The organism is Helicobacter sp. 16-1353, assembly GCF_003288815.1.
In the GTDB taxonomy this organism is placed as follows: domain Bacteria; phylum Campylobacterota; class Campylobacteria; order Campylobacterales; family Helicobacteraceae; genus NHYM01.
This window is the reverse complement of sequence record NZ_NHYM01000010.1, coordinates 33,296-56,612: the sequence shown is the minus strand read 5'-3', so window position 1 is coordinate 56,612 and position 23,317 is coordinate 33,296. Positions and strand designations below refer to the sequence as shown.

At 33.3% G+C, this 23,317-nt stretch carries 22 protein-coding genes and 2 tRNA genes; 6 read left to right on the top strand and 18 right to left on the bottom strand.

All coding sequences use genetic code 11. The annotated features are described in order from the left end of the window. Positions 1-39 precede the first annotated feature (39 nt). The 5 genes from CCY99_RS07145 to CCY99_RS07125 form a co-directional block, all read right to left on the bottom strand. The gene (locus CCY99_RS07145; RefSeq protein WP_112060730.1) at positions 40-438 is read right to left on the bottom strand and encodes a hypothetical protein; all 399 of its coding nucleotides are present in this window, start codon (positions 436-438) and stop codon (positions 40-42) included. Between the two features lie 137 nt (positions 439-575). Then, positions 576-1,190: a methyltransferase domain-containing protein gene (locus tag CCY99_RS07140; protein ID WP_112060747.1), complete on the bottom strand. Its 615-nt coding sequence runs from the start codon at positions 1,188-1,190 to the stop codon at positions 576-578. A gap of 17 nt (positions 1,191-1,207) precedes the next feature. Then, complete coding sequence (locus tag CCY99_RS09945) at positions 1,208-2,107, bottom strand: methyltransferase domain-containing protein (RefSeq protein WP_112060729.1); 900 nt, start codon at positions 2,105-2,107, stop codon at positions 1,208-1,210. A 570-nt stretch (positions 2,108-2,677) separates the two neighbouring features. Continuing rightward, positions 2,678-4,327, bottom strand: a complete 1,650-nt coding sequence (locus tag CCY99_RS07130) for a cation acetate symporter (RefSeq protein WP_112060728.1) — start codon at positions 4,325-4,327, stop codon at positions 2,678-2,680. 11 nt (positions 4,328-4,338) lie between these two features. Beyond that, complete coding sequence (locus tag CCY99_RS07125) at positions 4,339-4,704, bottom strand: DUF485 domain-containing protein (protein ID WP_112060727.1); 366 nt, start codon at positions 4,702-4,704, stop codon at positions 4,339-4,341. Positions 4,705-4,995: 291 nt separating this feature from the next. Here CCY99_RS07125 and CCY99_RS07120 point away from each other — a divergent pair, with 291 nt between their 5' ends. Then, a complete protein-coding gene (locus CCY99_RS07120) occupies positions 4,996-5,382 on the top strand; it encodes a hypothetical protein (protein WP_146744952.1) in 387 nt (128 codons plus the stop codon). Positions 5,383-5,384: 2 nt separating this feature from the next. After that, positions 5,385-6,404, top strand: coding sequence for a glycosyltransferase (locus tag CCY99_RS07115; RefSeq protein ID WP_112060725.1), 1,020 nt, complete (start codon positions 5,385-5,387; stop codon positions 6,402-6,404). Positions 6,405-6,496: 92 nt separating this feature from the next. Here the strand turns inward: CCY99_RS07115 and CCY99_RS07110 are convergent, their stop codons facing one another. From CCY99_RS07110 to CCY99_RS07055, 12 genes are all read right to left on the bottom strand, one after another. After that, positions 6,497-8,812 carry an outer membrane protein transport protein gene (locus CCY99_RS07110; RefSeq protein ID WP_258443814.1) on the bottom strand — a complete coding sequence of 772 codons (2,316 nt, stop codon included), beginning with the start codon at positions 8,810-8,812 and terminating at the stop codon, positions 6,497-6,499. 171 nt (positions 8,813-8,983) lie between these two features. Next, complete coding sequence (gene asd / locus CCY99_RS07105) at positions 8,984-10,009, bottom strand: aspartate-semialdehyde dehydrogenase (protein ID WP_112060724.1); 1,026 nt, start codon at positions 10,007-10,009, stop codon at positions 8,984-8,986. Between the two features lie 184 nt (positions 10,010-10,193). Further along, positions 10,194-10,268: transfer RNA gene (locus tag CCY99_RS07100), tRNA-Asn, on the bottom strand. Positions 10,269-10,343: 75 nt separating this feature from the next. Next, entirely contained in the window at positions 10,344-11,000 is a 657-nt protein-coding gene (locus CCY99_RS07095) for an ankyrin repeat domain-containing protein (RefSeq protein WP_112060723.1), read from the bottom strand. Between the two features lie 37 nt (positions 11,001-11,037). Next, complete coding sequence (locus CCY99_RS07090; protein WP_112060722.1) at positions 11,038-11,949, bottom strand: radical SAM protein; 912 nt, start codon at positions 11,947-11,949, stop codon at positions 11,038-11,040. Next, the gene (locus CCY99_RS07085; RefSeq protein WP_112060721.1) at positions 11,946-13,052 is read right to left on the bottom strand and encodes a C4-dicarboxylate ABC transporter; all 1,107 of its coding nucleotides are present in this window, start codon (positions 13,050-13,052) and stop codon (positions 11,946-11,948) included. The genes CCY99_RS07090 and CCY99_RS07085 overlap by 4 nt, the downstream gene beginning before the upstream one ends. A 79-nt stretch (positions 13,053-13,131) precedes the next feature. Next, a complete protein-coding gene (locus CCY99_RS07080; RefSeq protein ID WP_112060720.1) occupies positions 13,132-13,884 on the bottom strand; it encodes a TerC family protein in 753 nt (250 codons plus the stop codon). A gap of 29 nt (positions 13,885-13,913) precedes the next feature. Further along, positions 13,914-14,864, bottom strand: a complete 951-nt coding sequence (gene corA / locus CCY99_RS07075) for a magnesium/cobalt transporter CorA (protein WP_112060719.1) — start codon at positions 14,862-14,864, stop codon at positions 13,914-13,916. 9 nt (positions 14,865-14,873) lie between these two features. Further along, positions 14,874-16,079: a phosphoglycerate kinase gene (locus CCY99_RS07070; RefSeq protein WP_112060718.1), complete on the bottom strand. Its 1,206-nt coding sequence runs from the start codon at positions 16,077-16,079 to the stop codon at positions 14,874-14,876. Between the two features lie 67 nt (positions 16,080-16,146). Beyond that, a complete protein-coding gene (locus tag CCY99_RS07065; protein ID WP_112060717.1) occupies positions 16,147-16,935 on the bottom strand; it encodes an isoprenylcysteine carboxylmethyltransferase family protein in 789 nt (262 codons plus the stop codon). 123 nt (positions 16,936-17,058) lie between these two features. Next, positions 17,059-17,135, bottom strand: a tRNA-Arg gene (locus CCY99_RS07060). A 75-nt stretch (positions 17,136-17,210) separates the two neighbouring features. Beyond that, the gene (locus CCY99_RS07055) at positions 17,211-17,507 is read right to left on the bottom strand and encodes an HU family DNA-binding protein (protein ID WP_112060716.1); all 297 of its coding nucleotides are present in this window, start codon (positions 17,505-17,507) and stop codon (positions 17,211-17,213) included. Positions 17,508-17,744: 237 nt separating this feature from the next. On the opposite strand from CCY99_RS07055, the gene gap reads away from it, so the two are divergent. From gap to CCY99_RS07040, 3 genes are all read left to right on the top strand, one after another. After that, positions 17,745-18,749, top strand: a complete 1,005-nt coding sequence (gene gap, locus CCY99_RS07050) for a type I glyceraldehyde-3-phosphate dehydrogenase (protein WP_112060715.1) — start codon at positions 17,745-17,747, stop codon at positions 18,747-18,749. Then, positions 18,750-20,042 carry a glucose-6-phosphate isomerase gene (locus CCY99_RS07045; RefSeq protein WP_112060714.1) on the top strand — a complete coding sequence of 431 codons (1,293 nt, stop codon included), beginning with the start codon at positions 18,750-18,752 and terminating at the stop codon, positions 20,040-20,042. It abuts the gene before it with no gap. Positions 20,043-20,152: 110 nt separating this feature from the next. Beyond that, positions 20,153-20,695 carry a type II secretion system protein gene (locus CCY99_RS07040; protein ID WP_112060713.1) on the top strand — a complete coding sequence of 181 codons (543 nt, stop codon included), beginning with the start codon at positions 20,153-20,155 and terminating at the stop codon, positions 20,693-20,695. 469 nt (positions 20,696-21,164) lie between these two features. Here CCY99_RS07040 and prfB read toward each other — a convergent pair whose 3' ends face one another. Then, a complete protein-coding gene (gene prfB / locus CCY99_RS07035) occupies positions 21,165-22,250 on the bottom strand; it encodes a peptide chain release factor 2 (protein ID WP_112060712.1) in 1,086 nt (361 codons plus the stop codon). Positions 22,251-22,382: 132 nt separating this feature from the next. Here prfB and msrP point away from each other — a divergent pair, with 132 nt between their 5' ends. Beyond that, positions 22,383-23,315 carry a protein-methionine-sulfoxide reductase catalytic subunit MsrP gene (msrP, locus tag CCY99_RS07030; protein ID WP_181646883.1) on the top strand — a complete coding sequence of 311 codons (933 nt, stop codon included), beginning with the start codon at positions 22,383-22,385 and terminating at the stop codon, positions 23,313-23,315. Positions 23,316-23,317: the final 2 nt, after the last annotated feature.

Below are 23,317 nucleotides of genomic sequence, written 5' to 3'. Positions count from 1 at the left end.
TATCGTAAAGAGGATATTTACTCCTTACGATAAATAATTTTAGATTTCATACACCGCTACAACCGTGTGTCCGTAAGCATTTGGTGGAATCTTTATAAATTTTTTGCCTAGCATTCCAAGTCGATTTATTATCTTTCGCCTTAATCCTAAATCAACCAAAATGGGCTTTAAAAAGATTTTCGCCCAAATTGTGGATTTATAAAAGTCTATATGCTCGTTTTGCACACTCTCGTGGTAGATTTGGGTTAATTTTATATCAAAAATCCTAGCGATATTTTCTAGGGTTTTATCGCTAAAACGAGAGATATGATGTGGTGGCATATTTAGGATTCCATTTACACAATCTTTTAGAAAGCTATCTTGGCTTGGAATAGCTATAATTAGTAGTTTTTTGGAATCTTTAGAATTTCTGGAATCTTCGTGGTTTGCGGAATCCATAGAATCTTTATAAATTTTGGAATCGTTACAGTGCGTGGAATCTTTAGAATCTGTGCAGTTTATAGAATCTGTAGAATTTTGGGAATTTATAGAATCTTGAGTGTTTTGAAAATCATCTAAATTTGGGCTAGATTTGGCTAATTTACGATTCCCCCCCCCCCATTTATAGCACTTTCCCTGCTTATATTTTCAGCATTTCTTAAGCACTCAATTTGAGCCTTTATAAACTCATTTGGATTACTCACATGCTCTAACACTTGGAAGCTACAAGCCACATCAAACTCCCCTTTATGCGATTTTGCAAAATCCTCAATGGCGATATTTTGGATATTTATATTATTTTTTGCAGCCATTTCTTTGGCATCAGAGCTAAACTCCAACCCAATATATTTTTCCCTTGCCCCTTGTGGTAGAAACTCCCTAAAAGCCGCCTTTCCACAGCCCACTTCCAAAACTTTTGTGCTATCATTTATGAAATTTTTGGCGAAATGATATTCATTTTTTTCGCTCATATAATACCACTCGATTTTATTTAGGGCGTTATAAAAGTCGTTATCCCCACTAGGAATTTCCCCATTTTCCAAGCTAAAAAATCGCAAATCACAGCTCTCACAATGCCAAAAAATAAGATTTTCTAACAATATTTTTGATACATCACCCCCAAAAGCCTTTTTGTATAAAAAGCTTAATTTGTCTTTATTTACCCTTTCAATTTGCCTTAATTGTGGGCTTTTACATAGTATGCATTTCATTTTTTTCCTTTTTATTGTTATTTTTTGCATTCGATATAAAGCGATGAAATCCCCTTATATGGGGAGTTATCAGCATTCATATCAAGCAAATATGAGTTAAAATCTAAAATCTCGCTTGTATTATAAGATAAAATTCTAATTTCCCTAAACCCGCACGATTCCAAAAGCCTACTTAGCGAATATCTATCATACATATATTTATGTCGCTCCCCAATGCTCGTGTTTATAAAGACTTCATCTCGCAGACTTTTTGGGATTAGAAATCGCACAAATTTTAAGTAAACATTAAGAATCTTATTAGCAAGTTTATCTAGCGTGATTTTATTTTTTATGGGAATCTTAGGCGTTTTTGCGGGATTTTCTAAAACATTATCCCCAACTCGTAATTTTATATATCTAGCATATTTTAGGTCATTATTTCCTTTAACTTTATTAAATATTTCTAGCAACCCCCCCCCCATTTGCGTCCTTGCTAGTTGGTCTAACATCTCAGCTACAATCCATTCGTGTTTATATGCGACATTGTGGGATTCTGGCGATTTGGCGGAATCTGGATTCTTATAATCCGGAGATTTTATAGAATCTAGCGACTTATTAGAATCTAAATTGCCAGAATCCGTAATAGAATCTAGTATTTTTATATATTCCCTTGCTATGTTTTCTAGGTCTGGGACGACTATCCTTAGGATTCCATTGGGCTTTAAAATCCGCTTGATTTCTCCTAGTAGCTTTGGAGCGACTTTTTTATCCAAATGCTCGAAAAAGTGGCTAGAATACGCCACATCAAAGCTAGAATCTTTATATGGTAATTTGCCTAGTAGATTTACTTTTTTCACTCTTTTATCTATGGGGCTAAAGTCGATATTCTCCCATTTATCGTGGATTCTAGCTCCACAAGCGATATTTATCATATTCATTTTTATCCTTTTTAATAAAATGCAACATTATACAAGATTCTTAAATGTGATTTTTGAAAATAACGAATGGGAAGAAAATAAATTTTGAATAATCAAGCGACTTTTCTAGTGCTATTTCTCTAGCTTTCTAGTGGGTAGATTTGGCTGGAAAAGTTTGTTTTAAAAGGGCAAAGCCTCATTGTAAGAAATAAAACTACCATTCCACGAAGTAAAAAATTTAAAATTCATAGATTTGGGCAGAAAACTTCGCTTTGCTTGTTTTGCAATAAGCTACACTTTAGGGGACAAAGGGTAACGCCCTTATTTCAAAACTAACTACTCCACTATTGCCGGTGAAACTTAGTTTCGTCTCTCTCTACCTTTGGTGGGTAGCTCGTAAGACTAGGGAGTAAAACTCTTCGTCGTAAAGTCTAGTTTTGCCAGACTGCGAAATCATACCTTAGCTTCTTGATTTTTAGGCGGAGATAAAACGAGCGGAGCAAAGTTTTACACGAAGCTACACTTCACCCTCCCCCAAATCTCCAGAGGCAAAGTCCCCTAAAGGGGAGCTAAGCCTGTTTGCGAAGTAAATCAATGCTCGACTGCACTACTTGCACCGATTCCACTTTGTGCTCTAAAATCCTGTGCGGCAAATCCGCTTTTATCGATTTCTGCCCTCTTACTATTATCAGTGATTGAAAATAGCCAAATCAAAACAAAAGTGAGTGGCATTGCAAAAATCGCAGGGTGGTCATATGGGAAAATCGCCGCTTCAAAACCAAAGCTCTTAACCCAAATGCTAGGACTTAAAATCACCATTACAAGCACGACTATAAGCCCGACTGTTCCACCGATAACCGCACCTCGTGTGGTTAGATTTTTCCAATAAATGCAAAGTAAAAGTATTGGGAAATTCACACTTGCAGCGATTGCAAAGGCTAAGCCCACGGTGAAAGCCACATTCTGCTCTTCAAATACAATTCCAAGTAAAATAGCAAAGATTCCTATGCCGATTGTTGCGGCTTTTGTAACTTTCATTTCTAGCTTTTGGTCGCATACGCCATCTTTGCAGACATTTACAAATAAATCGTGGCTTATTGCCCCAGCTCCAGAGACCGCAAGACCTGCTACAACAGCTAAAATCGTAGCAAATGCCACAGCAGATATAAATCCTAGAAAATAATCCCCGCCGATTGCCTCTGCTAGGACGATTGCAACCATATTGCTTCCGCCTTTTAAAGTGCCATCAGGGTTTACAAACTCTGGATTCCCAAGTAAAAGCACGATTGCACCAAAGCCGATGATAAAAGTTAAGATATAAAAATATCCTATGAATCCAGTGGCGTAAAATACCGATTTTCGTGCCTCTTTTGCGTCTTTGACGGTGAAAAATCGCATTAAAATATGTGGCAATCCAGCTGTCCCAAACATCAAAGCAAGTCCAAGCGATACTGCCGAAACTGTATCTTTTACAAATCCGCCCGGTTGCATAATCGCAGCTTCTTTTGGGTGATGGGCGATTGCTTGATTAAAATAATAAGTCAAATCAAATTTTGTTAGATACAAAATCATAAACGCCATAAAAGTCGCCCCAAGAAGCAATAAAATCGCCTTTATGATTTGCACCCAAGTTGTAGCGTGCATTCCACCAAAGGTTACATAGCAAATCATTAGGATTCCAACCAAGATAACCGCAACTGTGTAAGGTAGACCAAAAAGCACTTCGATAAGCTGTCCGGCTCCCACCATTTGGGCGATTAGATAAAAGACAATAACACTTAATCCACTAATGGCAGATAGAATCCTAATAGGCTTTGCATTCAACCTATAAGCGGTAATATCTGCAAAGGTGAATTTTCCTAGATTACGAAATTTCTCCGCTATCAAAAATAATATAACTGGCCACCCAGCCAAGAACCCAATGGAATACAAAAGCCCATCAAAGCCATTTGAAAACACTAACGCAGTAATCCCCAAAAAGCTAGCTGCACTCATAAAGTCCCCAGCGATTGCCATTCCATTTTGCATTCCTGTGATATTACCCCCAGCAGTGTAGAATCCGCTTGAAGTTTTGACCTTGTGGCTTGAATAATATGTAATAAATAGCGTAAATCCCACAAAAATCAAAAACATAACAATAGCAATGACATTTAAAGGAGCTTTTTCCGCACCGCCTACATCGAGTGCCGCTCCAAATGCAAGGCTACACCCAAGCAATAATAATAAAAATATTTTTTTCATTCATCCCCTCCTTAATCTTTTTGGATTGCATCTTGGATTTTGTCATCTTGCAAAACTCCATTTTTTAGGATTCCGCAATCCTCCATCTCCTCTAAAATCTCCCTTTGGTCTCTATCGAAATATTTATTTGCCACAAATGTGTAAAGCCCTGTAATGCTTATGCAAATGAATATCAAAAGTAGCCCCAAAGCAATCCCAAGAGTTACACTACTAGGTCCTATCCTATATCCCAAAACATCGGGGAAAAGCCCAACACTAAGGATAAAAGCATAATAGCAAAGCAGTATTACTACAGTTAGAAATAAAGAGAATTTACTCCTAAATGTAATGAATTTCTTGAATCTCTTTAGCGTAGATTCTTTGGTTATGGTTTTCATAATTATCCTTTATGTTGTAAATTTCTTTTATTTTTATAAAAGATAATAAAATTATATACTCTAGGAATTATCTTTAAAAGCTATCTTACTATCTTGCTTTATAAAATATTTAGTATGTTTCTATAAGTTGCATTTTTGATTTTCATTTGGCAAAAAACTTGTATTTTTTGATTTTGGGAAGATTTGGGAGGAATTTGCAAAGTCAAGAATCTAACATTGGAATCTAAAGCGATAAATATTTGGGCTTTTGCTATAATTGCGAAATTTTATAAATATCAAAAAGGGGAATGTGTGAATAGGCTAGTTTTTGAGAAAAGGGGCGGAGGACAAGAGGGCTTTAAGGACGGCTCTACCGCAAATACAAATGATAGAGACCCAGCAAAAATCATAAGGGAAATAATACAAAATTCCTACGATGCATATAATGACAAGTTCGCAAATAAGGTAATTAAGGGCAAATGCGAAAATAGCTTTATAAATATAGGGGGGGGGGAACACGGATATTTAGTATTTGTCTATTGTCTAGATTCTATTTCGAATCTAGATTCCACCTCCAATCAAACCACTCTTGCAAAGCTTCATAAAACCCATTACAGCCAATTCTTTTCTCCACCACAAATATATAAAGCAAATTTTCTAGAATCTAAAACCTTTCCAAATCTCCTAAAAGTCGCTTGAGTATGAAAAAAGCGATACAAAATAATCTAGAAGATTCTAGCTTTTATAATGCAAATATAGCCAATCTAGAGAATCTCTCTCCCGTATTAATCACAGTATATGATAGATTAGATTCCTTGCAAAATGCCATTATTTCGCTTAAAAATAATTGTTTAAGCCAACATACACATCTATATATAGTTTCGGATTACGCCTATGATGAATCCCACAAAGCCACAATAGAGCAAATCCGCACATTTATAAAAAATATTAGTGGATTTAAAAAAGTGGAGGGAATCTTTTGGGAGAAAAATAAGGGGAGTTTTGATTCCGTTAGTGATGCGATACAATATATATTTACAAAGCATAATAAAATCATCGTTTTTGAAGATGATATTTTACTATCAAATAGATTCTTAGAATATATGAATCTAGCATTGGATTTCTATCAAAATGATAAACGAATATTTTCAATCGCATCTCACACGCACTACAAGCCAATCATTCCTAAGAATTATCCCTACGATGTGTATTTAGGAAAGATGTATTCTCCGTGGGGCTCTGCGATGTGGAAAGATAGATATGAATCAATTGATTATAATTTGCCCGGACTAGCGGAATTTTTAAGCGATAAAAAACAAATAAAGGCTTTTAATAGTATCTCAAAGCATATGCTACCAATTCTAAAGGATATGCTAGAAAAAAACAAAAAATATGGCGATGTTATGAATTGCTACAATATGTTTAAAAATCAACTAAATAATAAACCCTATCAATTTACGCTCTATCCAATTAAATCGCTTTCAGTTAATCGTGGATTTGATGGGAGGGGAGAGCATTGTGGGGTTGATGAAATATGGCAGAATCAAAAGTTGGTAGATGATTTTTGTCCGCAAATGGTGGAGAATCTAGAGCTAGATTCCAGAATCCAAAAAAATCTCTATAAAGCATATTATTCCTATAAAAGAGATATAATCGAGCCATTATTGAAAAAACTAGGAATCTATGAATTTGTAAGATATATCTATAAAGCAATAAAATAATATCTAAAAATTGCATACAAAATTTATAGATTACACAACTACCATAGCTAGATGGAAACTATGCGATTTAATTCCCTTTAGGCTTTAATTCCTTACCAAGAATACCCCATTGAAACATTAGCAAGTATAAGTTTTCCCATTCCATCTTGGGATTGATAGATGCTTTTTGAGCCATCTTTTAAATATATTGTAGCTGAAGCACCTAAACTTAGATTTTTCGTAATAGGAATATTAATACCCCCGCCAAATACATATGCCGTGCTATCTGGTATGCCAATTTGGTCTTGTGGGACGGGGCTTTCATCATATGCGGCACTAGCCATTATAACAGTCCCTCCATCAAATCTATAACTCACACCAACTCTATATGCATTAGTATTCTTCCAGCCATTCCCCATAGCAACAGCATCATAATTCGCTAGATTCATCATACTTTCTATCTGTTCTTTTGAAAAAGATGCGATTATACTAGTTGGGTCAAGTGCGGTAAATGTAGGATTCGAAAAAGCAAAATCAAACTTCTTGCCCTCTGCCCACCAAATACGCTCATACACAAGCTCTAAGGTAAGACGATAGAATCTCTGTGCTATACCAATCTTAAGCTGTGCAGGGAGCTGAGTTAGTAGATTTAAGTCAGCTTTCATATTTATATCGCCAATACTACCACCAATGTAAGTCGTGGCATCGAGCTTTCCTTTAAAGTTAAATTTAACAGGAGAGTCAAAAACCCCGCTAATGGTAAGCGAATAATTTTTAAAATTCAATGGACGAACTGTAACTCCTGCTCTATAGCCAAAAGCTAAATCCGTGCCATTACTTTTTTGGTCGACTTTCGTAGAACCGCGTAAAGCCGTAGAAATATCCATATTCCCCATTCCAAAGGCTTCGGCTAGTTGCTTAGCGTCCATTAGCGGAAGATAACCCCTTGGAGCACCATCGGCGTCTGTTTCAGTGGGCGATGGGTAGGAGCAAGGTCCGGGATTACTAGTTTGTAAATTGCCATTAAAATCGTAGAATGTCCCTGTGTAGCAGTTTACATACGCCCCTAATCGCTTTGCCTTAGCCATAGTATCACCTAAATGTTGACAGCCATAACCCCAGCTAGTTGAGTAGCCATTCTGTATGCAGTAATTTACACCATTTACGAATTTATATGCTTGATAGCTTGAATGCTCTCCATTAGGGATTTTGGTCGTATAGGATTGATTTGGCACAGGATTAAATCCCGTTGGTAAGCAGATTGCAGTTTGAGAAACGCAAGTTTTATCATTATACCGCCAGTCTAAATTTCCTTTTTCCCATTCATTTTGATAATGACTCCAATTTGCCTTAATTGTGGCATTTACCTCTGCTACTTTTGCATTATACGCTTTTACATTGTGAGGGTCGCCTAAATAATCAACCGAAGGCATACCAAACCACGCTTCAGGGGAAAATAAAGTCGGCATTTGATAACGCAAGGTATTATTGTAGTGTGCCCCGCCACCTACAAAAAGCCCTGCAAACCCCGCAAGTCCGGTAGTTGTATTCACTGCATAAATTAACTCCTGCATAGCTGCTGGAATCATATCTTCTGGAATCTCATCATAGCCTTGTAAGTTCGTCAAAACATTTCCATTTAATGGCACATACACGGTATTATTAAAATTTCCCATTCCATAAAGGATTCTAGGGCTTATACCAATACCAATAATTTCACGGAATTGATAGCTAATCGCCGGAGAAAGCTCTACCATAGCAATCATAACATCTTTTAGGAATGCCCCTGCCTCGCCATTCCAAGTCATTGCAAGTCCGCTGGGAGCTGTAAATGCTACACCGACATTAAATCCACCGCCTCCAGCATTTAGAAAACTTTTGCTTTTATAAAAAATCTTTGGCACAGGGAAAATGGTCGTATCAGCAGAGCCCGGCACTACCGCACCCTCTTGCACATAGCCTAAAGTCCCGTGTTGGTTTGTATTGCCTGTGCCTCCGTGCTCCATTATTATCGGGTCTTTTAAGGAATTTAGATTTACACCAACAGCAGTGGCAAGATTCATAATCGTATCATTTAGCGGAACATGCATAGTAGTTTCTGAAGTTAAACCCCAATTTATCGAGCCATCACCCAAACTTTTTTTAGTGGTATCTGTGCTAAACTTAAAGCCGGGGATATAGATTGCCGTTAGGGCGATTTCTAAATCGTGTCTATCCTCTCTAACTCCATCTAAAAAGCCCATATTTGCAGGATTGAAATAGCTAGAATCTGCCCCATAAGCCGCCGCAACATAAGCTGAACTTAAGGCTATAGATTTTAAGCTTTGCTCATTTATCTTAAATCCAGATGCTTTTAAAGTATTTAAAGATAAAAAAAACAAAAATAAGACTAGAATCTTAACTTTTTGATTATTAAAACTTAATATCAAAACTCCATCCTTAAATATTTAATCCAAATTATAAATAAAATTACTAGACTAGTAGTCTAGCATAATTTATATTAAAATAATACCTTATAATCGGCAATTTTTAAATAATAATACAATGTTAATATAAAGTAAATAAAGAATAAATTTTAATTAACGAATTAATAACAAAAATTATTTTAGTCCTATATCTAGCCACTTTTTAGCTATGCGAACTGCATTTGTCGCAGCCCCTACTCGAATTTGGTCAGCCACACAAAAAAGATGAATAGTATTCTTATCAAAATAATCACTTCTTATTCTGCCTACAAAAGTATTATCGCTCATTGTCGCAAGTGAGGGCATAGGATATTTGCTATGATTTATATCATCAATAACTATGATGTTTTCTGCATTATTTAGAACTTCCCGAATCTCATTTGGGGAAACTTTTTTATCAAATCTTATACTAATGGCTTCACTATGACTTCTAAGGACAGGCACACGAACGCAAGTGGCACTTATCTCAAAATTAGAATGCATAATCTTAGATGTCTCTTTTATCATTTTCATTTCTTCTTTTGTATAGCTATTATCTAAAAAAATATCAATTTGCGGGATAAGATTAAATGCGATTTTATGCGGGAATACACCAATCTTTGCTTTTTCATCTCCATTTATAAAATCTTTTGTTTCGTTTATAAGCGATTCCATTCCTTTTTTCCCTGCACCACTAACTGCTTGATAAGTGCTTACATCAACTCTTTTTATATTAAATTGTTTATGCAAAGGAGAGAGAACTTGAACCATTTGTATGGTAGAGCAATTTGGATTTGCTATTATTCCGCTATTTTTCCATAGTTTTATATCATCTGGATTTACTTCAGGAACGACAAGTGGGACATTTTCATGCATTCTAAAATGACTTGTATTATCAATCACTAAAGCCCCAGAATCTGTAGCACTAGGAACAAACTCACTACTTACACTACCACCTGCAGAAAAAAATGCAATTTCTATATTTTCATCTTTAAATATTGTATGAGTAGTTTCCTGTATAGGAATCCTATCTCCTTTAAATATTATTTCCTTACCTACACTTCTTTTACTAGCTAATGGAATAAGCTTTTTGATAGGAAAATTCTGCTCTTCTAAAATACTAATAATCTCTTCGCCAACAGCACCGCTAGCACCAACAATAGCAACTATAAATTCTTTCATTGTAAATCCCATAAATCATTTTAAAAGTATTATTATAACCAAACAAAATATAAGTAGAATTATTAGTATTTTAATTATGTGGAATCTAGTAGAAAAATGTAGCAAAATATTAGAATCTAAAATAAAGTGAAATAAATCTGCGAATAACTCCACAAATAATGTAGTGGCTCCGCAAATAATGTAGTGGCTCCGGATGTAGGATTCGAACCTACGACCAAGTGGTTAACAGCCACCTACTCTACCGCTGAGCTAATCCGGAATAAAAAGTAAAATTATAATTCAAAACGAAATTAAAGTCAATATTTAATCTCGTTATTTTATAGTTATTCAGGGCTTACGAATACAATGAATGAATAAATTTATAAATCTCATTATCTTTATAATTTGCTTCTTTTTCTAAATGCTCGATAGCTCGTAATCCATTTACATCTCTTTGATTTGGATTAGCACCTAACTCAAGCAAAGTTTTCAAAATCTCCACATTTTTATTATTCAATGCAGCATAGATAAAAGCAGAATATCCTAATTTATTCGCATAGTTAATATCTGCACCAGCTTTAACCAATCTTCTTATAAATTCTGGGTTATTATTAAAAGTCGCAGCATAAATAAGTGGCGTAAATCCTATATCATTTACCTTATTTACATCTGCTCCTGCGTCTATTAGAGCTTGTAAAACTTCTGGATTTGGGTTTTTCTGTGCTGCCCCCATTAGCGGAGTTGCTCCACCTTTCGTTTTAAACTCTAAAATCGCCCCAGCTTTTAATATTTCTTTTATTACTTCTGGGTCGTTATTTTCTTCCGCAGCAAACATCAAGGGGGTGCACCACTCGTCATTTTTATCAAAAATATTCGCACCTTCTTTAATAGCCAATCTTACATCATCTACACTGCCAGACCTAGAAATATTGAAAAAATTACCTTCATATTTTTTCTTAGGCTCTACTATCTCTTCTTCTTTCTTACCAAATATTTTGTCAAATAAACCCATCTTAAATCCCTTTATAAAAAGTTTTATGAATTATAATTTAAAGTGTATAAAAATCAATTAAGCCCATAGTTTTTATACTAATTTTTTTCTCTCCTAACATCTCTTTCACTAGTGCCACACTGCTTTCATCGAGTATATTATATATTTCTTTTATATCAATTGGACGCTTTTTAAGTAAATCTAAAATCTCATCTTTAGATAAACTAAGTAATTCCATATTATCCATTTGCTTTCTTTGTGGGAGACTTACAAATAAGCCTTTGAATAGCTTACTAATCTCTTGCAATTGCATATAAGATAATGCTTTGACATTATATGCCGGCGGTCTATCAATCGTGCTTAGGTCGATTCTATCTACCTTTATTTCTTTTAAAAACTCAACTAATGGAAGTATGGAATATTCATTATCATTTATATCTTTTACGATTAAAACCTCGCAAATAAGCATATTTTGGCGAATCTTCGCATAGCTTTCTATGCCTTTTTTAATAGATTCTAAGCTTAGATTCTTAAGTGGGCGGTCTACTTTCTTAAAACTCTTAGATTCCCCAGAATCTAAACTAAATTTTACCACATCAAAATGCCCTAATGCTCGCTGAATCTTAGATTCTCCAAAAAGCGAACCATTACTTAGAATAAGGCTTTTTGCATTTTTTGGGATAAATGGCTTAATTTCGTTTATAAATTCCTCTAAATATGGATAGAGTGTAGGCTCACCATTTGCAGTGATAGTTAGGTAGTTGATATTTTTGTGAATGTTTAATGCATCTTTTGTGGCTTTAAGTAAATCGCTTAATGGTAGAATCTGCTCAAAGCTTGAAACTCGCCTAGCATAGGATAATTCACAATAAACACAATCAAAATTGCATTGCTTTTTATAAGGTGATAAATCCACTCCAAGCGAGATTCCAAATCTTCTTGATATAATGGGACCAAAGACTATATTCATCGTATATCTAAATATGCCTTTAGGCTAGAATCTGTCCATTTTGCTTGTTCTTTTTGTGAGTTTTGATAACTTTTTAAAACTTTCTCAAAATCCTTATTTTTGCTACTTTCTTCATCTAAAACTTCTTTTAACGCTTTTTTGAAAGCAGCTATAATATCATTTGAAAATGTTTTTACTATTGTTCCTTCTTTTATTAAATCCTCTAATGCTTTTGCATTTTTATACTGCCCTAAAGATGTCATAAAAGTATGAGATTCTATACTTGCAAATTCTAAAATATCACGAACTTCTTTTGGATAACTCTCAAATTTTGCTTTATTGAAAACAAATTCTGTGATTGAACCCGCTTCTTGCCAAGGCGTATAATAATATTTTGCAACCTTATGGATTCCCAAATCTTTATCAAATGCAGGAGAAACCCACTCAGCAGCATCCAAATTACCTCTTTCCAATGCAGGGACTATTTCAGCACCCGGAGTTATCTTAGTAGCCGCACCAAGCTTTCTTAAAACTGCCGCAGCAACACCAACCATTCTAATTTGAAGCCCATTAAAATCGCTCACAGAGTTCATCTCTTTCTTATACCAACCAGCCATTTGTATGCTTGTAGCACCGCCTAACATTGGATAGAGATTATATTTCGCTGCGACTTCTCGCCACAAGTCCATTCCATCGCCAAACATATACCACGCATTCATCTCGGAATCTATCATTCCAAAGGGAATCCCAGAAAACATATTAAAAGCTGAATTTTTTCCTTCCCAATAATAAGGTGCAGAATGATAAGCATCAATTTGTCCCGCACTCACCGCATCAAATACGCCCAGAGCTGGAACTAATTTACCCGCTGGGAAAATCTCAATTTCAATTGCTCCATTGCTTATTGTTTCTACTATTTCTTTATAATGTTTCACCGTATCAGCTAAAATTGGCATTGTGATTGACCAAGTCATAGCTAATTTTATTTTTATTGTGGCTTTTTTGGTAGAAACTGCATTTGTATTAGAATGCTCATTAGTTTTATCATTTTTGCAACCAGCTATAAGCCCAGCTGCTGCTATACTCCCAATACTTGCGAATTTAATAAATTTTCTTCTTTGCATATTATTCCCTTTATAAAATCAAAATTAAGCTAAAATTCTACTACATATTTTATTAAAAAATAAGCATTATTATTAACAACTATTTTTGTTTTCTGTTTTTCTTACTAATATATATATTTATGGATTCCACACCTAGAGAAAATGCCATAGCAAAATAAATATATCCTTTTGATATATGAAAATCCAAGCCCTCAGCGATAAGCGTAACGCCAACAAGTATCAAAAATGCCAATGCCAAAATCTTTATAGTAGGATTCTCATCAACAAATCTTGCGATATATTTAGAAGCAAACATCATAATCAATACTGCGATAATCACAGCTAAAATCATAATCAATAAATGTTCTGCCATTCCCACTGCAGTTATCACAGAATCTAATGAAAACACAATATCTAAAATAGCAATTTGTATTAATATGCCAAAAAATCCAACTTTACCAACCTTTTTTAGCATACTATCTTCATCGTTTTCATCATTCATTTGAGAGTGAATCTCGTGTGTGCTTTTCCATATTAGAAATAATCCACCACCAATTAAAATCAAATCTTTACCCGAAAACTCCATTCCAAAAATGCTAAAAAGTGGCTCTACGAGCTTCATAATCCAAAAAATGGAGATAAGCAATAAGATTCTAGTTATCATCGCAAAACCTAATCCCAAAACCCTAGCTCTATCTCTTTGAGATACTGGAAGCCTTGTAACTAAGATTGCAATAAAAATAATATTATCAATCCCAAGCACAATCTCCAATAAGGTAAGAGTAATAAGCGATGCCCAAGCATTAGGGGAGCTAAGCCAACTAAAATCTGTTAAAGAAGCAATAATATCCATATTCTAAATCTCCTCAAATATCAAAAAAATTACAACCAACCTTTTTTCTTAAAATACAATATAGGAATAATAGTCGAAATAATCATAACCAATAAAACAATGGGATAACTATATGTAAAATCTAATTCCGGCATATGTGTAAAATTCATACCATAAATCGTGCCAATTAGCGTAGGAGGCATCATAGCCACTGTAACAACTGTGAAAATCTTTATTGTTTTATTTTGTTCGATATTGATTTGCGAAGCAAAAAGTGCGTGGATATTATCCAAAGCATTCATATTCGCCACGCAAAAATCAATCAATGAGTTTAAATCCTTAACAATAATTGTAATATTAGTTTTTACATCAAAATCGACTTTATTGCTATTTAAAAGTGCCGTGAGAGCTCGTCTTTTATCAAATAGAGAATCCCTAAGCCTTGTATTTATCTCTTGGAGATTCGACAACCCACCCAAAACCTCATCATAATCATAAATATTCTCAAATACGCCCTTTCGAAGTGAGCGAATATCTCTAGCAAAATTCTCAATCATATCGGCATCTTTTTCAACCCGAACTTCAAAAATCTTAGAAATCAAATCAAATCCATCTTCAAAATTTCTTGGACTTGCTAGAACTCGTTTCTCTATCTCATCAAAAATCTTAAATTCACTATATCTAATGGTAAATAATATATTCTTATGTAATAAAAATGTAATAGTTTCATCTTTTAGACTTTCCTCACCAAGTTTAATCAAAAAATGAGTATTTATCGTAATAGAATCCTTATCTTCCCAATATCTCGCACTACTCTCAATTTCTTCTCGCTCTTCTTTGGTGGGAATCTCTATATCATAGGTTTGAGAAATATAAGATATTTCAGCGATTGTGGGATTAAGCAAATCAAGCCAAAGAATAGATTTGATAGAAATATCATCATTATCCTTATAAATTTCTTTTCTTACAAGAGAGTTTTGCTTTACAAATATATTTATCATCTATTTAACCTATTTTTTATCTAAAACCTCAAACGCACTTAGAATCTTACCTTCTAATAATTCCAACGACGCACCACCGCCAGTAGAAATAAAGCTCATATTATCAATCTCTCCAGCCTTATCCACCGCATCTGCCGTATCGCCCCCACCGATTAAACTAAATGCGTATGTATCAGCGATATAATGTGCAATATTAAAAGTTCCTCTAGAAAACTGCCCAATTTCATAGATTCCAATTGGTCCATTCCAAATTATCGTTTGACTATCACGAATAACTTCACCAAAAAGCTTAATACTAGCAGGTCCAACATCAACTGCCATATAATCCTCTGGAATATCTTGGCTTGGAGTGATTTTGATATTTTTATGCTCTTTTATATTATCTGTGGAAACCACATCAACAGGTAAATATATCTTTACATTTTTTTCTTTTGCGTGGCGTAAGATTCTCCTAGCTTCTTCTAATAAATGCTCTTCTATGAACGATTTCTGCGTATCATAACCAACTGCTTTTAAGAAAGTATTACTCATCGCTCCACCGATGATGATTTTATCCACCACATCAAGGATATTATCGAGTAGTGCAAGTTTTGAGCTTACCTTAGAGCCACCCACGATTAAAAGCACGGGCTTAATTGGATTTGCTAATGCTTTTGCAAAGGAATCTATTTCTTTTTTTAAGAGCAATCCAGCGACCTTTTCTTTGGCAAATTTAGCGATTCCATAAGTTGATGAATGCTTTCTATGGCTTGTCCCAAATGCATCATTTATGAAAATATCGCAAATGTCGGCTAATTGCTTGGATAGAAAATCATCATTTTTCTCCTCGCCCTCATAGTAGCGGATATTTTCTAATAGAATTACAGATTTTGTCTCTAGGGTCGCAATAATGCTAGGCACACTATCAATCCGCTCGGTGAAAACCACAGATTTATCTAGCAATCGCTCTAAACGCTTTATAATATGCTTTAGTGAATATTTTGGGTCTTTTCCCTTTGGACGCCCCAAATGACTAACTAAAATGATATGCTTTGCACCATTATCAATGCAATAATTTATAGTTGGTATCGCCTCTCGCATTCTCGTATCGTCCGAAATATTAAAATCCGCATCCATTGGGACATTAAAATCTACTCTAATTAAAATTCTTTTATCTCTAATATCAACATCTCTTAAACATTTAACATTTTTCATAAATTCTATACTTTTTGACATCATTAGCCCCCTTAAAAATAATCTTAAAATTGTAAATTCTACTATTTTTTACTTAAAATCTTTGAAATTATCTATTACTAACAAATAGGACATTTGTCTTTTTACTCAAAAACAAACAAATTAAATAAATAATCAAGCAAATTATAAAAAATGCACTTAATATATAACTAGGTATAAGCACATCAAATTGAAATAAGATAATAATAATTAAATAATGCACGACAAACAGCGATGAAGCCAAACCAAATAATGAGTGATATTCTCTCTTAATCATTGATTTAAAAGAGAATTCCATAGTGGATTTTTGGTAATTCTTAAAAGATGGTATAAAACAAGGAGTAGATTTGCACCACTCTATATAAGAATCTCCAAATTTTTCACTCAAAAAGGATTCTTCACTATAAATAATTCGCTCATAATAAAGCCAAAATGCTAGAATAAAACTCAATATAAAAAGCCAATTTCCAACCAAAATAACTGGACTAAGCATCATCAAAAAATTCCCAAGATAGAGAGGATTCCTGCATATTGAATAAAGTCCTTTTGTATTTAATTGTGCGGCTTTCTGCTCCTTTGTATTTCTCCCACTTGTATCTTTAGGAGCAAATCCAGCAACTAAGATTCTAATCCCCTGCCCTAAAAGCCCAACAATTAAAGAAATAATTATCAATGCATTATTATAACCCACATCATAAGTAATCAATCTACCCCCCCCCATATTGATATTTATGTGGTAGAGTGGAGAGCCAAAAGTAAATAAAGTAAGTATAAGAAATGGCACTAATATTAATGGTAAATAACTCCTATATCGAAATAAAAAATCCCCATTTTTTTTAAAATCATCAACAAGCCTCATATAAAACTCCTAGCAATAAATATAAGCTTGTATTTTAACATTTTCTAGGCATTAATAAGCATTAATAAATATTTAAAGATTAAGGTTTGAAAATAATTTTATAAGATTATGAAAGATTAGTAGTGGCGTCCCCAATTGGATTCGAACCAATGACCTTACGATTAGGAATCGTATGCTCTATCCTGCTGAGCTATAGGGACAAATAAAAAAACCTCAAAATAAGCTTTTTGAACTTAATTTGAGGTTTAAAAAATAATTGCAAAGTCTAGTAAAAACTATTTTTTGCTAACTTTCATTTTAGCAACTTCATCTTTCAATGCTTTGCCCGGTTTAAATTTAGGAACCATTTTATCAGCAGTTTTGTAAGTTTTGTTACTTCCCGGAACTTTTCCAGTTTTTGCTTTTTGAACTGCAGTTTCGAATTTACCAAAACCAACTAGCTCAACAGTATCTTTTTTAACTAAAACTTTTCTAACCGCATCAGAAAACGCACTAATTGCTCTTTCAGCCTCTTTTTTGGTTTCATAACCACCAACTTTTTTGACTTCTTCTATAAATTCAGCTTTGTTCACAATCATCTCCTTATTTAGATTTAGTTTTATATGAACGACGCAATTATAGTATTATTTTAAGAATTTACAATACTTTTATGCCTAAATTTCGACATATTTACAATAAAATTCAAAGAAAAACCCCTAAATTTAACAAATATTAATCTAATTTAAGCAAAATATTTTATTAAGCTAGTTTCATATATTATTATATTTTTAGAATCTAGCTTAAACAAATCTTAAGTAAGGGGAATAATAATGTTAGCAATCAATGGAACAGGTAGAATTGGACTTTGCACTGCTAGACTCATAGGACAAAGAAATGATGTGGAACTAGCTGCTATCAATACAACTGCTAGTATTGATACTTTAGTGCATTTATTAAAATATGATTCTGTGCATAAAAATTATAATAGTATTGATGGTAGCTTTGATGTCAAAAAAATCGACGAAGAAACTATCTCTATTGGCAATAGTAAGCATATAAAAATTCTAAGCAATAGAGATGCAAGAGAATTAGATTTTTCAAAATATGGTGCAACTTGCGTTATCGAATGCACAGGGAAATTCAATTCATTTGAATCATCAAAAGTGCATTTAAGAGATAATATTAAAAAAGTTGTAATCTCTGCTCCTGCTGATAATGTGCCAATGTATGTTTATGGTGTGAATCATAGCTCTTATAAAGGTGAAAATATCGTATCAAATGCATCTTGCACAACAAATTGTTTAGCACCTATAATAAAGGTTTTACATAAAGAATTTGGAGTAGAATCTGGGCTTATGACTACCATACATAGCTACACAAATGACCAAAATATCTTAGATGTAAAACATAAGGATATAAGGAGAGCTAGAGCCGCAGCAATAAATATCATACCAACTAGCACAGGAGCAGCAAAATCAATAGGATTAGTCATACCTGAGTTAAATGGAAAATTAAATGGTGTTGCTATTCGTGTCCCAACCCCTGATGTAAGTCTTGTTGATTTAAGTGCAAAATTAAGTAAAAAAGTAACTATAGAATCCATAAATCAAGCATTTTTAGAAGCAGAAAATAGCTATATGAAAGGCATTATTCTAAATGATTTAGAAAAAAGGGTTTCTAGTGATTTCATTGGGTCAACATATAGTGCTATTCTTATCCCAGATAAAACCATAGTAGTTGATGATACAAATATTAAGGTTTTAGCTTGGTATGATAATGAGGTTGGATATAGTCATAGATTAATAGACCTTAGTATGTATGTATTGAATAATTAAATGTTAAAATTTAAAGAATATTTCACAAAATCTTCATCTAGTAAAATTGTATTGCCTGAAAATAGTATCAATAAAGAAGCATTAGAAACACTTTTTAAAGCAATATGTGAAGAACGAGATTCTAAAATTAGCGGATTCCACAATTTACCATATGAAAAAAAAGCCATATTAGATTCTAAAAAATATATAAGGGAAAATATACATCTAACACAAAATATAGATAATCTAATCATCATAGGAATTGGTGGAAGCTCACTTGGACTAAAAGCTATTGATACGATGCTTTCACATTTGCCTTATAGAAAGAATATTAATCTAAAATTTTTAGAGCATACAGACCCTATAAAAATAGAAAAATCATTAAAAAAGGTAAGGTTAAATAATTCACTTTTTATCGTTATATCAAAATCTGGAACAACTATTGAAACATTATCATTAATGAAATATGTGCTTAAGCGATATGATTTATTAAAAAATGATAAAAATAAACAGCATTTATGTTTTATAACAGATATAAATTCTCCATTGCATAAATTTGGCAATCTAAAACATATAGCTACATTAACAATTAATAAAAATATCGGTGGTAGATATTCGGTTTTAAGCACAATTGGGATTCTGCCATTGATGATACTTGGATATGATGTAGAAAATCTACTTCTAGGAGCTAGAAAATTTTCTACAAGATTTTTTCAGCGAAAAGAGGAACATTTATTAAGAAAAGCAATATTTCTTAGTAATAATCGCGAAAAATTTCACATTAATATATTATTTTCATATTCTAGTGTTTTTAAGGATTTCAATGCTTGGTATGTGCAACTTTGGGGGGAGAGCTTAGGCAAACTAAATAGTTTCGGCAAAAAAACAGGTCTCACACCTATCGCTCTTATTGGAAGTATAGACCAACATTCTTTTTTACAATTAATAGTGCAAGGCGTTATGGATAAAACAATAACATTTTTAAGTTTAGAGCAAAAAAGTTATATAAATCCCAAGATTCCAAATATTAGATTAAAATTTCTAGATTCTTGTAATTTCGTAAATGGTGAATCTTTCGCCCTACTTTTGCAACAACAGCAAATATCAACAATGGAAGTCATACAAAAAGAAGGTATCCCAACCGACCACATTGAGATTAAAAAACTAAATGAAAAAAGTATCGGGGCATTGATTATGTATTATGAAATACTAACATCTTGTGTAGGAAAAATACTAGATATAAACGCATATGACCAGCCCGGCGTAGAGCTTGGTAAAAAAATATTAATAACAAAATTTAAAAAATCTAAATAGCCAATCAACAATACTACCTTTAAGTGAAAATTAAAAAAAAAAAAGTTTATAATTCGTTTACTTTAAGATTCCATAAAGAATCATAAAGAATTAAATATTAAGGTTTAAGTATGAAAAGAGAAGCTTTCTCTATGATTGAATTAGTTTTTGTTATTGTTATTTTAGGAGTTTTAGCCGCAGTTGCCATTCCTAGATTTGTAACCACCAGAACAGATGCACAAGTAGCTATGGCTAGAAGCGATATAGCCACTACTCTAAAAGCAATCCCAGCTAGGGTTTTCGCTGAGAATCTTGACCCAACAACTTCTACTCCAACAGGATTTTTATCTTGGGGAGAGTGGATGATTGATACGGGCGGATTGGATAGAGCTAGATGGATGGCACAAACCAGCGGAACAAGCGGAAAACCGGGAATTGCTCCTATTGGCAATGTAAAAACAACAGGCAGTGGAACACACTCAAAAGGAAACTGCGGGACAATTATTCAATTAGACACAAGCACAGGTAATCTAATATTCGACCCAAATCAAATGAGTGGTGTAACAGGTGGAGGCGGAAGTGGCGGGACATTCTGCAAGCAATTAAATCTTTCCTATCCAAGCGGAAGCAATAGAATAATCCCACTTGCTACAACAGGTGCTGTGAAATTTTAGAGATTCTTATATTAAGGGATTAGTCCCTTAATATAAACTTCAAATAATTCTTAAATATCTTAAAAGATTCTAGTTTTTCTTTAAAACGATAGTTTATTGAAATACATTTAGAGATTCTAGATAAAGATGGCTAGAATCTTAAATGATTTTGATTGTGGGAATCTTAGCTTATGGGAAAAATCTTATAAAATTATTAAATAAATATTAAAAATTTAGTTTTAGATATTAATCTAATTTTAGGATTCTACTATCAATTCTTTTGCTTCTAGTAAAACTAATGCTATTTTATGTAATGAGATTCTTAAATCCAAGTGATTCAAATAGAATAACCCCTCGTGCTACAATAGGTGATGTGAAATTTTAGAGAAATTTCACTTTCTTACACAATGTTATTATAATGGCTTTAAGCCCCCCCCTCCTTTAACTTTTATCATTTTTTAGAATCTCATTAGATAAATTAAATAAAATATTATTTGCCTGAGATTAAAACACCTTCTATAATGCTATCAATATCACCATCTAAAATTGCATCTACATTGCTATATGCAATATTACTCCGCAAATCTTTAACTTGTTGATATGGAGCTAAAACATAGCTTCGTATTTGATGTCCCCAGCCAATTTCACTTTTTTCATCAACTATATTATTTTGTTTTTTAAGCTCTAAATCATAGAGTTTTGATTTTAGCATTTTAAAAGCTGTGGCTTTATTTTTATGCTGGGAGCGGTCATTTTGACATTGGACTACAATGCCACTTGGTAAATGTGTGATTCTAATGGCAGATTCTGTTTTATTTACATGCTGTCCCCCCGCTCCACTTGAACGATATGTATCAATCCTAATATCTTTTTCATCAATCACTATATCAATATCATCATTCACTTCGGGGCTTACTTGAACGCTTGCAAAGCTCGTGTGTCGTTTGGCATTTGCATCAAATGGCGAGATTCTAACCAATCTATGAACCCCACTTTCAACCTTTGCGTATCCATAGGCATTCTCACCTTTGATGATAAATGCCACACCTTTAATCCCAGCTTCCTCGCCATCTTGATAATCTAGCAATTCCACCTTAAAACCCTTTCTTTCACACCATCTAAGATACATTCGATATAGTATACTTCCCCAATCTTGAGATTCTGTTCCACCTGCTCCGGGTTGTATAGTAACAATAGCATTTGTATTGTCATTCTCACCGCTAAGCATTACCTCAATTTCTATTTTTTTAATATCCCGCTCTAATTCCAAAGCCTCGCTAAAAAGATTATCCAACATCTCATTATCTTCTTCACTCAAAGCTAAATTATAAAGTTCACTAGCGTCATTTATGGAATCTAATACGTTTTGGTAGATATTAAGTATTCTAGTAATCTTACTTTTTTGTTTTCCAATTTCTGCTACTTTTTTATTATCATTCCAAAAACTAGGCTCATTCTCTAGTTTTAAAATCTCATCAAGCTCTTGTTTTAGTGTATCAACTTTGATTATTTGTGCGATATTTTGGCATTTGACTTGTAGGTTTTTTAATAATTCGCCATATTCATAAGAATCCAACTTAATCGCCTTTTATTTATATTTATTGCAATTATACAAAAATCTACCATATAATTATTCCCAACAATTAATAGAATCTTAATTTTTATGATATATGCTTTGATTATAAAAATTATTATTAAAAGGACAATTATGCTTATAAATAAAAATAAGTTTGATGTAGATAAGATAGATATAACAAGTGAAGAAAACTATATTAATCGCAGAAAAATATTAAAATTATTTGGTATATCTACTGCTATTGCTATAGCTCCAAATGCACTTAAAGCAAATGAAAAATATAGCCTAAAAACAATAACCCCAGAAAATAAAGCCAAAAGTTATAATAATTTTTATGAATTTGGATTGGATAAAAGCGACCCCTATAAAAACGCACATACGCTAAAAACTCGCCCTTGGGAGATAAAAATTACAGGCGAAGTAGCAAAAGAAATAACACTAAGCATTGATGATATTTTAAGAGATATTCCTATTATACAAAGGGCTTATCGTTTTAGATGTGTTGAGGCATGGAGTATGAATATCCCTTGGAATGGATTTGAGTTAAATAAATTATTAAATAAAGTAAAAATAAAAGGTAATGCAAAATTTGTGCAATTTAAAACAAAATACGCCCCAGATGAAATGATAGGACAGAGAAATTCGTATATAGGCGGATTTATAAAATATCCATATATTGAGGGTTTACGGATTGATGAGGCAATGCATCCGCTAACTTTAATTGCAACTGGAATGTATGGCAAAGATTTACCAAATCAAAATGGAGCACCTTTACGATTAATTGTCCCTTGGAAATATGGTTTTAAAAGTATTAAAAGTATCGTTGAAATAAAATTAGTAGAAAAAATGCCAACTTCAACTTGGATGCAATTACAAAGTGAAGAATATGGATTCTATGCTAATGTAAATCCAAATGTAAGCCACCCAAGATGGAGTCAAAGAGAAGAGAGATTTATAGGAGGTGGCTTTTTTAATTTTAAAAAAGTCCCAACCTTGATGTTTAATGGATACGAAAATGAGGTTGCAAGTATGTATTCTAGAATGGATTTAGTCAAAAACTTCTAATC